17 protein-coding genes and 1 riboswitch are annotated in these 12,474 nt (G+C 27.9%); of the genes, 5 read left to right on the forward strand and 12 right to left on the reverse strand.

Translation table 11 applies throughout. The features are described 5' to 3' along the window. Nucleotides 1-12 precede the first annotated feature (12 nt). Together NQ543_RS10485 and NQ543_RS10490 are read right to left on the reverse strand one after the other, a co-directional pair. The gene (locus NQ543_RS10485) at nucleotides 13-540 is read right to left on the reverse strand and encodes a GNAT family N-acetyltransferase (protein WP_004609423.1); all 528 of its coding nucleotides are present in this window, start codon (nucleotides 538-540) and stop codon (nucleotides 13-15) included. Nucleotides 541-622: 82 nt separating this feature from the next. Further along, entirely contained in the window at nucleotides 623-1,180 is a 558-nt protein-coding gene (locus NQ543_RS10490; RefSeq protein WP_039903906.1) for an ECF transporter S component, read from the reverse strand. A gap of 95 nt (nucleotides 1,181-1,275) precedes the next feature. Beyond that, nucleotides 1,276-1,412: riboswitch (FMN riboswitch) on the reverse strand. Between the two features lie 150 nt (nucleotides 1,413-1,562). On the opposite strand from NQ543_RS10490, the gene NQ543_RS10495 reads away from it, so the two are divergent. Then, the gene (locus NQ543_RS10495; protein WP_004609421.1) at nucleotides 1,563-1,850 is read left to right on the forward strand and encodes a hypothetical protein; all 288 of its coding nucleotides are present in this window, start codon (nucleotides 1,563-1,565) and stop codon (nucleotides 1,848-1,850) included. Nucleotides 1,851-2,082: 232 nt separating this feature from the next. Here the strand turns inward: NQ543_RS10495 and NQ543_RS10500 are convergent, their stop codons facing one another. After that, nucleotides 2,083-2,886, reverse strand: a complete 804-nt coding sequence (locus NQ543_RS10500) for a reverse transcriptase domain-containing protein (protein WP_004609420.1) — start codon at nucleotides 2,884-2,886, stop codon at nucleotides 2,083-2,085. Between the two features lie 63 nt (nucleotides 2,887-2,949). On the opposite strand from NQ543_RS10500, the gene NQ543_RS10505 reads away from it, so the two are divergent. The 3 genes from NQ543_RS10505 (at nucleotide 2,950) to NQ543_RS10515 (ending at nucleotide 4,174) form a co-directional block, all read left to right on the forward strand. After that, complete coding sequence (locus tag NQ543_RS10505; RefSeq protein ID WP_004609083.1) at nucleotides 2,950-3,291, forward strand: transposase; 342 nt, start codon at nucleotides 2,950-2,952, stop codon at nucleotides 3,289-3,291. A gap of 68 nt (nucleotides 3,292-3,359) precedes the next feature. Further along, entirely contained in the window at nucleotides 3,360-3,542 is a 183-nt protein-coding gene (locus tag NQ543_RS10510) for an IS3 family transposase (protein ID WP_259935293.1), read from the forward strand. Nucleotides 3,543-3,565: 23 nt separating this feature from the next. Further along, entirely contained in the window at nucleotides 3,566-4,174 is a 609-nt protein-coding gene (locus NQ543_RS10515) for an IS3 family transposase (protein WP_259935295.1), read from the forward strand. A gap of 15 nt (nucleotides 4,175-4,189) precedes the next feature. On the opposite strand, the gene NQ543_RS10520 is transcribed toward NQ543_RS10515, so the two are convergent. Together NQ543_RS10520 and hcp are read right to left on the reverse strand one after the other, a co-directional pair. After that, entirely contained in the window at nucleotides 4,190-4,825 is a 636-nt protein-coding gene (locus tag NQ543_RS10520) for a reverse transcriptase domain-containing protein (protein ID WP_004609419.1), read from the reverse strand. A gap of 432 nt (nucleotides 4,826-5,257) precedes the next feature. Further along, the gene (hcp, locus tag NQ543_RS10525) at nucleotides 5,258-6,835 is read right to left on the reverse strand and encodes a hydroxylamine reductase (protein WP_004609418.1); all 1,578 of its coding nucleotides are present in this window, start codon (nucleotides 6,833-6,835) and stop codon (nucleotides 5,258-5,260) included. An 86-nt stretch (nucleotides 6,836-6,921) separates the two neighbouring features. On the opposite strand from hcp, the gene NQ543_RS10530 reads away from it, so the two are divergent. Further along, nucleotides 6,922-7,569, forward strand: a complete 648-nt coding sequence (locus NQ543_RS10530; RefSeq protein WP_004609417.1) for a Crp/Fnr family transcriptional regulator — start codon at nucleotides 6,922-6,924, stop codon at nucleotides 7,567-7,569. Nucleotides 7,570-7,596: 27 nt separating this feature from the next. Here the strand turns inward: NQ543_RS10530 and NQ543_RS10535 are convergent, their stop codons facing one another. The 7 genes from NQ543_RS10535 to rpsI form a co-directional block, all read right to left on the reverse strand. Continuing rightward, nucleotides 7,597-8,337: a DUF3307 domain-containing protein gene (locus NQ543_RS10535; RefSeq protein WP_004609416.1), complete on the reverse strand. Its 741-nt coding sequence runs from the start codon at nucleotides 8,335-8,337 to the stop codon at nucleotides 7,597-7,599. After that, nucleotides 8,324-9,016, reverse strand: coding sequence for a SatD family protein (locus NQ543_RS10540; RefSeq protein ID WP_004609415.1), 693 nt, complete (start codon nucleotides 9,014-9,016; stop codon nucleotides 8,324-8,326). The genes NQ543_RS10535 and NQ543_RS10540 overlap by 14 nt, the downstream gene beginning before the upstream one ends. 298 nt (nucleotides 9,017-9,314) lie before the next feature. Next, the gene (locus tag NQ543_RS10545) at nucleotides 9,315-9,719 is read right to left on the reverse strand and encodes a PH domain-containing protein (RefSeq protein ID WP_004609414.1); all 405 of its coding nucleotides are present in this window, start codon (nucleotides 9,717-9,719) and stop codon (nucleotides 9,315-9,317) included. 24 nt (nucleotides 9,720-9,743) lie between these two features. Then, nucleotides 9,744-9,998 carry a DUF3781 domain-containing protein gene (locus NQ543_RS10550; RefSeq protein ID WP_004609413.1) on the reverse strand — a complete coding sequence of 85 codons (255 nt, stop codon included), beginning with the start codon at nucleotides 9,996-9,998 and terminating at the stop codon, nucleotides 9,744-9,746. Nucleotides 9,999-10,117: 119 nt separating this feature from the next. Next, nucleotides 10,118-10,636 (reverse strand): GrpB family protein, encoded by a 519-nt coding sequence (locus NQ543_RS10555; protein ID WP_004609412.1) that lies wholly within the window; start codon nucleotides 10,634-10,636, stop codon nucleotides 10,118-10,120. A 511-nt stretch (nucleotides 10,637-11,147) separates the two neighbouring features. After that, nucleotides 11,148-11,579 carry an NUDIX hydrolase gene (locus NQ543_RS10560; protein ID WP_222848068.1) on the reverse strand — a complete coding sequence of 144 codons (432 nt, stop codon included), beginning with the start codon at nucleotides 11,577-11,579 and terminating at the stop codon, nucleotides 11,148-11,150. A 497-nt stretch (nucleotides 11,580-12,076) separates the two neighbouring features. After that, nucleotides 12,077-12,469: a 30S ribosomal protein S9 gene (rpsI, locus tag NQ543_RS10565; RefSeq protein WP_004609410.1), complete on the reverse strand. Its 393-nt coding sequence runs from the start codon at nucleotides 12,467-12,469 to the stop codon at nucleotides 12,077-12,079. Nucleotides 12,470-12,474 lie beyond the last annotated feature (5 nt).

Genomic DNA, 12,474 nt, shown 5'->3' on the forward strand with positions numbered 1-12,474 from the left:
CTTACATCTCCTTTAAATCAAATATTCATATAAATAAAACCAAAGTATCTCATCTTTTCCTCTATCAAAATCTACTTTACCAACATTTTTAAAGCCATACTTTTGATATAATGAAATAGCCGGTGTATTTTTAACACATACATCAATTCGAATAGTTTTATAGCCTAATTCTTTTCCATATACGATTGCATAATCCAACATTTTAGATGCAATCCCATGTTTTTTAAAATCTGGGTGTACTGCTAGTGTATGAATTACTAATATCTCATTATCTAAAACATTAACGGACCACTTACCTTGCATATACCTAGATTCATATTCATTATTTAAAATCATTGTCCCTACTATCTTATGATCAACTCGTAAAACAAATAATGAATCTTTTTCTATTCCATCATTCGCAATATTTCTAGTTGGATATTCTCCTTCACTCCAACATGCATAATTAATTCCTCTTTGTAATTGTCGACACACACTTATGTATAAATTTTCTATTTCATCAAGATCTTTTTCACTTGCTTTTTCAATAAAATATTCCATATCATTTACCTCAATATTTTTTTATTATTCATATTATATCAAAAAAACGATTGATAAAATATATCAATCGCTCAAATATAATTTATTCATGTAAAAATTCCGAAATTCTTTTATATAAAAAGAATGTAACCAAACCATTAATTCCTGCTTTAATTAAATTAAAACCAACAATAAAAGGCATCAGTCCCCATACAACCTCTTGAGTTACTCCCATAAATAATGGCGTTATAATTAAATTTGCCACAACCATTACCATTGCCATTGCTAACATTCCACATAAAAGACCAATTATCGCCGCTTTTCTAGTTTTATTTCTACAATAAATAAGCCCTGCAATAATTACTAATGTACTTGTTGCAATAATATGCATCAAAATACCATAAAGTCCACTATTTACACTTACTGTTATTCCTTGAATAATTGAAGTAGCTATTGTTAATAATAATCCTGTAAATGGACCAAACGCAAATGTTCCAATTAAAATCGGAATATCCGCTGGATCGTATTCCAAAAATGGAACTGCCGGAAAAATAGGAAGATGAATTACATAAACTAAAATAATTGATATTGCAACTAACATCCCCATTTTCACTAACTTTAGTGTCTTTTTTTTGTTTGAAACCATATTTTCTTGTAACATACAAACTCCTCCTAATAAAATATTATGAAGAATCTGACAGGCAAATAAAAAGCCTTGGGATACAAATATTCCAAGACTAAAAATACATAAAAAGTATTTTGTTTCTTTCATCCGGACTATACCGTTGGTATGGGATTCTAACCCATTCTGCTTTGAAAATATCAAGCTCGCGGACTTACAGCTAAAACTTTTCACCGCCAGTGAGGAATTACACCTCGCCCTGAAACAGATTTTCCTTTTTTATAATAGCACTGGTATATAAATAAGTCAATGTAGAGATTTATTTAATAATATTCATATTATCAAATAAATTGTATTTATAAATAAAAAGACTATAATTAAATTATAAAGACATTTCGTTATTCCGATAGCGAAAGGAGATATGACCATGACTCATGCCACAAGTATTATTAATCAAAAAATCCAAGAAATGTCTTTAGATTATTTAAAACTAGTTTGTACTAATCATAATGTAAACATTTCTGATCAAAATTTACAAATCATTTTATATTTAATAAAAAATAATTCATGTACTGTTATTATTCCTGATTATCATCCAATTATTTATATTGAAATATATAATAGAACTAATGCAACAGTCTTAAATGATTTCAAACCAATTATTGAAAAAGATTATTTGATTCAGGATATAAAAGAATGTACAAACTAAATCAATTTTAATTTTTTAACGAAATGTCTTTCAAGACAATAGTAATAATATATTAAATTACTATTATTCTATATATTATATTAATCTAGCCAAAACATAGAGAAATTAATTATTTTGGTCCTACTACAAGAATCTCTTTAAGTTCGCTAATATTTTTAATTGAATAGGGGCTAAGAATTAAAATCTTTCGCCCCTTTCACAACACCGTGCGTAGGGTTCCCTACACGGCGTTTCATAAGTTTATAGAGTTGTAATAATCTAGTGCACTTATAAATCCGTATATTTTTAATACTTCATTTGTAAGTGTCCTTTTTAGTATGAAGCTATTGGCGATGTGCCAGTAGCTTTTTCTTGTGTTTGCCCATTCCCATGCCTTACTTTTATTAATACCTAGTTTTTGTAAATTTCTATACCTTGTTCTTACTAACTTCCATCTTTTCCAATATATCATTCGTATTCTTCTTCTCATCCATGAGTCTATTTCCCTTAGATGTTTACTCATATTCGCTATCCTATAGTAATTCACCCAACCTGTAATGTATTCTTTTAACTCTTTAGCTAATTCCTTACTTGATATTGGTCGGTTCCTTTTGGTGATTTCCTTTATTCTCTTTTTCATCTTTTCTTTAGATTTCTTGTGAACAGTGATTCGTACATTACCACTCTTCTCTATATAAAATCCAAAGCCCAAGAATTTTATATCAGTAATATAGGCTACCTTTGTCTTCTCTTGGTTCACTTTTACAAATAATTTCTCTTCTAAATATCTTGTCACTGTTTCTTTGACTCTCATTGCACTTCTTTTACTTTTGAATAGTATGACACAGTCATCTGCGTACCTTACAAATCGATTTCCTCTTCTTTCCATTTCTTTATCAAATTCATTAAGATATATATTTGATAATAATGGGCTGAGTGGCCCACCTTGGGGTACTCCTTTTGTAGTTTCTTCAAACTTATGTTTTACTATGACTCCTGCATTGAGATATTTATGTATGAGTGATATAACTCTTCCGTCTTTAATAGTTTGTGACAATATCTGTATAAGTTGATGCTAGAATAAAAACTGTACCAGTTAAATGGAAGAACTAGCTAGTATATGATACAATGTCATAAGCTTAAATCAAAAATAGAAAAGGGGTATATGATGATGACTAAACCAACATTTACAGATGAATTTAAACAGGGAGTTGTTCAATATGTTTTAGAACATCCTGATGAATCTAAAGTAGCTATAGCTAAACAGTTTGGTATTGCTGATAGCACTGTTCATAAATGGCTTAAAGATGCCAGTAGTAATGACGGCGTAATTAATTCAAGAGGAAGCGGTAATTATTCAAGTGACGAAGCTAAAGAAATAGCCAGATTAAAAAAAGAACTGAAAGATACACAGGATGCTTTAGAAGTCCTAAAAAAGGCTATTGGCATACTGGGCAATTAACTAAGCAGGATCTTTATAAAAGGATAAAAGAAAAATCTAAAAAAGATAAACAGACTTCAGTTACCGGTATGCTAAAAAAATTACAACTGAGTAAATCAGGATATTATGAATATTTGAAAAGAAAACCATGTAAACAAAAAATCAGAAAAGCTAGAATCACAGAAAGAATCAAGAAGATCTATAAGGATTCAAAAGAAATATATGGAGCTCCTAAAATAACTGAAATACTAAAAAAGAGGGAGAAAAAATAAGTGAAAAATATGTAGGAAACATAATGAGGGAAAACAATATTAAAGCTCATTATATCAAACCATATACAATAACAACAAAAGACTGTGATTTTTCAAATAAACTAAAAAATATTCTAAACCGAGATTTTAATCCAAAAGCACCAAATCAGGCATGGTGTACTGATATAACATATATCTGGACAGCAGATGAAGGATTTGTATATTTAACCAGTATAATGGATCTCTATTCAAGAAAAATAATAGCATGGACATTAAGCAAAACATTAGAAGTAGATGAAGTATTAAAATGTCTGGAAACAGCTAAAAAAAGAAGAAAAAGCGCAAAACCAATAGTAATCCATGCAGATCGCGGAGTGCACTATACATCGAAGAAATACAAAAGATTAACTAAGCAGATGAAAAGAAGCTATTCACAAAAAGGAACACCGTGGGATAATGCGTGTATAGAATCATATCATGCATTGATAAAAAGGGAATGGCTGAACAGATTTAAGATTATAAATTATAATCATGCATATAAGCTGGTATTTGAATACATAGAAGGATTTTATAATACAATAAGAGTACATTCACATTGTGATTATAAATCACCTAATGAATATGAGCATGATTATTTAATTAGTATCAATTAATTAAATTTCTTACATTTATGTAGTCCAAAATCTTGACATAGTACCAAGTCTTGAATGGTTGACTGTATCAAAGTACTTCTCTAAATCTAGGTCTACTGTATATCGATATCCTTCATTGGCGTATTCGACTACTTTTCTTACTGCTTGATGGGCATTTCTTCTTGGTCGGAACCCATAACTATTGTCACTGAATTGGGGTTCAAATATTGGTGTCAGTACCTGTACTATCGCCTGTTGTATGACCCTATCCGTCACTGTTGGAATTCCTAACTCTCTTTTCTTTCCGTTATCTTTTGGTATTTCTACTCTTTTAACGGCTTGTGGACTATAATGTCCCTCCATGATAAGTTTCTTTAGATAAGACCAGTGTTGTGCGAAATGCGTACGAACTTCTGCGACTTGCATTTTATCTACACCACCACTTCCCTTATTACTCATAACCCTTTGGATTGCCTTTTCTATATTGGCATCCTCCATAATTGTTTCAAGTAACTTCTCATGTACTACAAATCTATTGGTGTTCTTCGTATGTGATATCTCTTGTTTTGATGTAGGATACACTTCTCCACTATTGTCGTATTCCGTACTATCTTCATAGAGTAAGCCTAATGATAGTTGACAGTATCCTATTTTATCTTGAGTATCTTTCATTTCCAGTTCACCTCCTTATGTTCGGTCCTTCGCTAGATAACCATTACAGTTATCATCATCACTACTATGACCTCGGCTGACTTCCTAGGACAAACGTTTCCACCATGATTACATTTTCATCATGTTCCTAGGACCTCCCACGGTAAGACATAACACTTTCATCCTATGTACCCACTATCTTTACACTGCTTATTCCGTCGTACTATTGGACTTCGATTTGTTTAGCAATCTCATCCGATAAGCTTCTGCCTAAAATAGTTCGTATTCCTTGGGTCAGGACTTTGCCTCCAACTTCCTCCCGTTCACACCTTACGATGGATACCTTGTCTTCGGCTAGTGGTTGGTAGTACGAAACCCCCACAGTGGACTTTCACCACCTAGTCTTATGTCATGCGTGGCACACTAATATAAAAAACTCTTTAAAGAGTTTTTTTATTGAAAAAATAATTTCATATCTTCATCAACACTACCAATTGGTAAAATATTAAAATGTTCAACCAAAAAATTTAAAACATTTTTTGAAAGAAATGCTGGTAAAGTTGGTCCTAAATGAATATTTTTAACACCTAAAGAGAGTAACGCTAATAAAACTATAACTGCTTTTTGTTCGTACCAGGCAATATTATAAATAATCGGTAGATCATTTATATCTTCTAAACCAAATGCTTCTTTTAATTTCAAAGCAATTAGTGCAAGTGAATAAGAATCATTACATTGTCCAGCATCTAATACACGATAAATTCCATCAATTGTTCCTAAATCTAATTTGTTGTATTTATATTTTGCACACCCAGCAGTTAAAATAACTGTATCTTGTGGCAATTTTTTTGCAAACTCTTGATAATAACTTCGTGATTGTTGACGTCCATCACATCCTGCCATCACTACAAACTTTTTAATTTTACCAGTTTTAACAGCTTCAATAATTTGATCTGTTAAAGCTAATACTTGATGGTGTCCAAATCCACCTGTCAATGTCCCTGTTTCTAATTGTCGAGGTGCTTTACATAATTTAGCGTGTTCAATTATTTTTGAAAAATCCTTAGTTTTATCATCTTTTTCATCAATATGGTAGCATCCTTCAAAGCCAACTGCACCAGTTGTATATACACGGTCTTTATAACTCTCTTTTGGTGGAACTAAACAATTTGTTGTTAAAAGAATTGGTCCATTAAATGCTTCAAATTCTTCTTTTTGCTTCCACCATGCATTTCCATAATTACCTATAAAATGATCATATTTTTTAAAAAACGGATAATAATGAGCTGGTAACATTTCTGAATGTGTATAAATATCAACACCTGCATCTTTACTTTGTTCCAATAACATTTCTAAATCTTTTAAATCATGACCAGATACAAGTATTCCTGGTCTATCTCTTACTCCTAAATTCACTTTAGTAATTTCAGGATTTCCATAAGTAGTTGTATTCGCCTTATCTAATAGTGCCATTACTTCTACACCCATTTGTCCTTCTAGAGTTAATAATTCAATTAACTTTTCAGCTGAAATATCTTCTAATAATAAAGCTAGTGTATCTTGTATAAATTGATTAATTTCTTTACTTCGATATCCTAAAGCATTTGCATGTTTGTTATAAGCAGCCATACCTTTTAATCCATAAGTAATAAGTTCTTTAAGACTTCTAATATCTTCGTCTTTTTGATCTAAAATACTTATCTTATTTTCTAAAGAAATATTTATCGATGGATCAAAATGATTTATCATATTGACTGTTTTAGTAATTGCATCATTAATTTTACGATTATCAAAATTTGCATTTGTAATTGTAATAAATAAATTAGTATTAATTTGATTTTCATATTCTTCTTCAATAACTATTCCATTATTTCGAACATCTTTTAATACTTTTGCAAATAATTTTGTTACATATATTAATTTATCTTGAAGATTTGCTGTTTTTGGTTGTTTTCCACAAATCCCAACTTTTGTACAGCCTTTATTCATTGCTGTCTCTTGGCATTGAAAACAAAACATTTTTTCTACCATTATACATCCTCCTTGACTTCTACATTAAAAATATATTACATTTATGATATATTTTCGGTTGTTTTTACAACAAAAGGAGAATTATTTTGGAAAATTTAGAAAATAATTTATTATTTAAAAACATTAATAAAAATGATCTTCCACTTCTTTTAAAATGCTTACAAGCTAACAAAATAACATATCAAAAAGATCAAACTATTATTCATCAAGGGCAAAACATTAATGAAATAGGTATTTTATTAAGTGGCAAAGCGCATGTTATTAATAATGATTATTGGGGTAATCAAACAATTATTAAAGAAATTGATATTGGTGAATTATTTGGTGAAGCATATGCTTTTTTACCAAAACAAAATACGATGATTTCAATTATTGCCAAAGAAAAATGTGAAGTTCTATATCTAAACATCTCAAAAATTATTTTCTCATGTAACAAAAATTGTCATTATCATCATCTGTTTATTCAAAATTTACTTATTGCCACTTCACAAAAAAACATAATGCTCACACAAAAAATTAATCACATAACCAAAAGAACTACTCGTGAAAAAATTTTGGCTTATCTATCAGATTTATCAAAAATTCATAACTCCAATGCTTTTAACATACCGTTTAATCGCCAACAATTAGCAAATTACTTAGCAGTTGATCGTAGTGCACTTTCATTTGAATTAAGTAAAATGCAAAAAGAAGGAATAATTCGTTATAAGAAAAATTATTTTGAATTACTTTAATATAAAAAGCTCAAACTTTTGAGCTTTTTATATTAAAGAAACCACTAATACACAAATCGTACTTAACAATGTACCTAATAAGTAGTATTCTGCAAATTTTTGATCCTCAGCAATTTTATTATATCGAGCAATAGATTTAGCAGTTAAAACAAGTCCTACCGATGAATATTGTTTAATTGATAAAAAGAACAACATAATAATTCTTTCTACTGTACCAATCATTCTACCTGCTTTAATTGTATCATCTTTCTTTTTATCTTCGGGTTTATAATCATTCATAATCAAAGCAATAAAAATATTTATAGGTTTATGAATAAGTAATAGTTTTAATACAAGTGATAAAAGTGATTCTATTGGAATTTCCATGGTCACTAACACATCGTTAATAAAAGCATTATATTTATAAACTTCACCTGATTTTAGTGCATAATAGGAAATAAACACCAAAATTAATAGATGAATTATTTGATCAATTATAAATACATATTTATCATAAAAATTATTTTTTAAATATTTTTTTACAATATAGTATTTAGTAATATCAATAACTGCATGTCCGATTATAAATAACCATAAAAGCGAATATGAAAAATTAGGAACTAATAGCTTAACTAAAACAAAACTAATTACTCCATATATAATACAATGATAACTAACCCACTTTAACTTCTTTACTTTCTTTCTTGCTGTAGTTTGACTTTGAAAATAAAAATCACCTAATATATGTACAAATAACAAAAGAAAAAATATCGATCTAAAATCTAACATTATGATTCACCTCACTAAAAATCACATTCACTGCATCAAACGCTTCTTTAAAAGCATAGTAATGTGATTTTGCTAAAATTTGTTGAATATTAGAAGGTGTTACATTAAATTGGATAGAAGCCTTTGTTTGATTTACTTTTTCAAATATCAAATAATTTATTATTTCTCTTTGTTTATCTGTCCACTTTGTTTCAATACTATAAAGTAATTTAAAAATTGTATTTAAAGATAGCTCTTGTAACTTATTATCCCCATCTATCTTTACTTGAATATCAACTTGTGACTTTTCTTTTTTTCTCTCAGATTTTTTTAAAGTTTCTATACTTTCTCTAGCTTTATAATAGCCTGGACCATCAGCACCAATAGAAATTTCAGAATTTATTTTTGTGGAAATTGAACCTATTCCTATCCCAAATCTTATTTTTACGGGATAAATTTCTTTTTTGATATATTGGATTATTTCCATAATATTATTACCTGTAGTTAATAGACCTTGAAATTCATCTCCTAATGTAATTGTAAATTTAGAAGCAATACAATCGCTATATTTTAGATTAATATTATCTAATATTTTTTTTAAATGTTCTTGAATTGCTCCTCTATCTACTATTTTTTTAGAATTCTTAATATCTCCAATGATTGCAATATAAGGCTCATTAAGGAAATTAAAAAACATCATATTAATTACCTCCTTAATAATATTATAGTATTTAAATAGATAAAATCAATAATTACAAGCCAAATAACTAACAATCTCTAAATATTAGCTATTTAACTTGTAATTTAAAATTATATTTTTATGCTAATTTATAACAATATCAAGAAGATTAAAATTATAGTATTTAATATATTCATCACATATTTAAAATTAAATTCTAAATAAACTAATATTTTAAAACAAAATAAATTACATACACCCAACTAAGTAAAACCTGATTTTACAGTTTTATGTACTATTTGTTTACTTTCGTTCATACTTACCTTCTTTGTTTTATTTTATCAATAAAGTTATCATTATTTTTTAATGAAATATAAAAATCTTTTTGAGTAGTAATAAGATGAATTCGATCAAGTGAATTTGCTGATGAAGCTATTGAATTATTGCTTTTTTCGATTTTTAAAATATCTTTAATAAATATCTTTTCTTTACCAAAGCCATAATAAAATATAAAGTAATCATCATATAATTCAACTCTATTTCTTATTAATACAGGAATCCAAATAATATTAAAACTATAATAAAACACCCATATTAATAGCCACCAATTATTATAAAGATTCTCTTTATCATCTGTAAAAAAATATATTCCTATAGGCAATAAATTATAAAACACAAAAACTAATATCAACCAAATATCATTTTTACCTTTATATCTTTCCATAAGTATTCCCCTATAAATTTAATACTAGCAATTATTTTCTTTATGTGCAGTAATAATAGTATAGCTACTACCATTTACAGTTATTTTATAATTATCAATAAATACGTAATAATTTTTCCCTTTTTTTATAATCAAAGCATTACTATCAGTAATTTTATTTTTACACCATTGAACAACATCATCAGTATCTAAATTAAGGTTTTTTCTTATTCTAATTATTCCTAATTCCGTTGTATGTAATTTATTTATATTTTCCAATAAATCATCGCTAAAATTCATAGTTCCTCCTAATAGTCACTTAAATATAATTAAGATATTTTATAACGTAGTTATTAGCTATTTAACTTATAATTATAAATTTTTAGTCATTTAACTAAAATATTTTTAATCAATAAATTTTATTGATTTTGATACTTCAATGCTTCAGCTTGGTATTTCTTTACAAATGCATCTTTGCCATCACAATAGCCTTCAATATCATTTGGATATTTTTTAGCAAGTTCTTTTTTTAAATTAGCATAAGCTTCTTTTACATCATCATGTTTATTTAAATAATCGCGAAAAGCCAAATGACGTGTTATATTTTCAGTATCATTCTTTGAAAAAATATGAATATGATGTGTATGCTCATTTGCACCCTTATATAAATATCTTCTACCAGTAATCCCGTATTCTCCCATATATACATATCCAATCTTTTCAAATTCAGATGCAACTGCATCAACCGCATCTAAACTTTCAACAACAGGCATAATATCAATAATCGGTTTTGCATCAAGACCTACAATAGATGTACTGCCTATATGATGAATCGCAATACAATTTTCACCAAGAATTTCTTTAATTATCTTTGCCTCATTTTCAAACATTTGAGGCCAAGCTGGATTATATTTTGTTACAATGACATGTTGTCGCATTATTTTCACCCCTTTAAATTCTACTTTACAATCTATACATACATTATATCTTTTCTATAATAAAATATCCACAACTTACAAGGTCGCTATAAAATATCAGTAGGCGTATACTTTTTGTTCAACTGATATTTTTTGGTTTCCTTCCCTCAAAAAAACCTACCACCATAAATACACGTTTTGTTTATTTCATATATCTATAGCGATAGGATCATATCAATCTCTATAGTGACTTTTATCATCAAATAATGTTTAGATATATTCAGCTATTCTATTCTCTATGTGTTTATAATTTTTTATCACAATAAATAAAATATTAAAACAACCATTCCATTAACAATAAAAAAATATTTTACTCATATCATTTATAAATACAATAATTCTAAAAATTACTATTGATTGAGCTAAAGGCAAGCAATAACTGACACATTGAATGCCAAAAGGAAAATCTCTACTATAAATTCCCATTTTTTTATAACTACCTTCACAGTAATTATAAACATATCCAAATCCATTATTGTTTATCTAATAGAATATCAGCCAAAAAAGGCACTATTTTTTCAGTATTCAAATCTTCTAAAGAAGATATTAACCTATATTCTGTATGTTCTTCAGGATCAAGCTTAATAATCGGTAAACAACCTGTTTCTTTTAATGAACATTTATAAACTAGTCTAGTAAACATTATATTCTTACTTTTATCATAATTACTATCTTCATGAATAATCTGTTTGATATTTACATCTAAACCTACCTCTTCTTTTATTTCTCTCACCAAGGCTTCAACAGGTGTTTCATAATCCTCTACTGATCCTCCTGGAATATCCCAATATTTAGGAAATACATTAGGTTTACCTCTTTTTATAGCACTTCTTTTTATAACAATATATTTTTCATCAATTATTATTAATCCATGAACTATTAATTTATTTTTAAAAATCTCCATATTTTCCTCCATTTCCGTCCAACACAAACATGCGATAAAAATTTTAATTTATCATTAATCCAAATAAATTTAGGATATTACTATTCAATTTGCTTTTTTTCGTAAGCAATATCTATTATGTCTTTATTTTTTTTGATTAATAACAAATTTTATTTTCACACTTAACCCTCCTAGTAATTAATTTTTTAATTATAATAAGAATATTTCAATACCCTAAAATGTAAATTCAAGGTTTTCATCTTATAATCATGAAATAAAGTATAATTCTATTATAAACTCAATTTAATACACTTGAAAACAAAACATCTGCTATATATACAATAAAATAATCATAATAAACTCTCTTTTACTTCATTAAAACAAATCATAGATATATAAAAACTTGTAATAACATACTACTTAAACAAGTTGTAAATATTATGTATTAATAAAAAAAGAAGTATCTAAACTTATAACTAAGCCTAAATACTTCTTTAACCTTCTCACAACAATTATTACTAACGTTTTGAGAACTGTGGAGCACGACGAGCTTTTTTAAGACCGTATTTTTTACGTTCTTTAACACGTGCATCACGAGTAAGGAATCCAGCAGCTTTTAAAGTTGGTCTATAATCTTCACCAGCTTGCAATAATGCTCTTGAGATACCATGACGGATAGCTCCTGCTTGTCCTGAATATCCACCACCATATACATTTACTGAAACATCAAATTGTGATGTAGTATTAGTTAATTCTAATGGTTGATTAACAATCATTAATAATACATCTGATGGTAAATATTCTTTAGCTGGTTTATCGTTGATTACGAAATTACCTGTACCTGGTGTTAAAATAACACGAGCTACAGAAGCTTTTCTACGACCAGTTCCTCTATATTGTACATTTGCCATATCTC

The sequence above is a fragment of the Thomasclavelia spiroformis DSM 1552 genome (assembly GCF_025149465.1).
Classification (GTDB): domain Bacteria; phylum Bacillota_I; class Bacilli_A; order Erysipelotrichales; family Coprobacillaceae; genus Thomasclavelia; species Thomasclavelia spiroformis.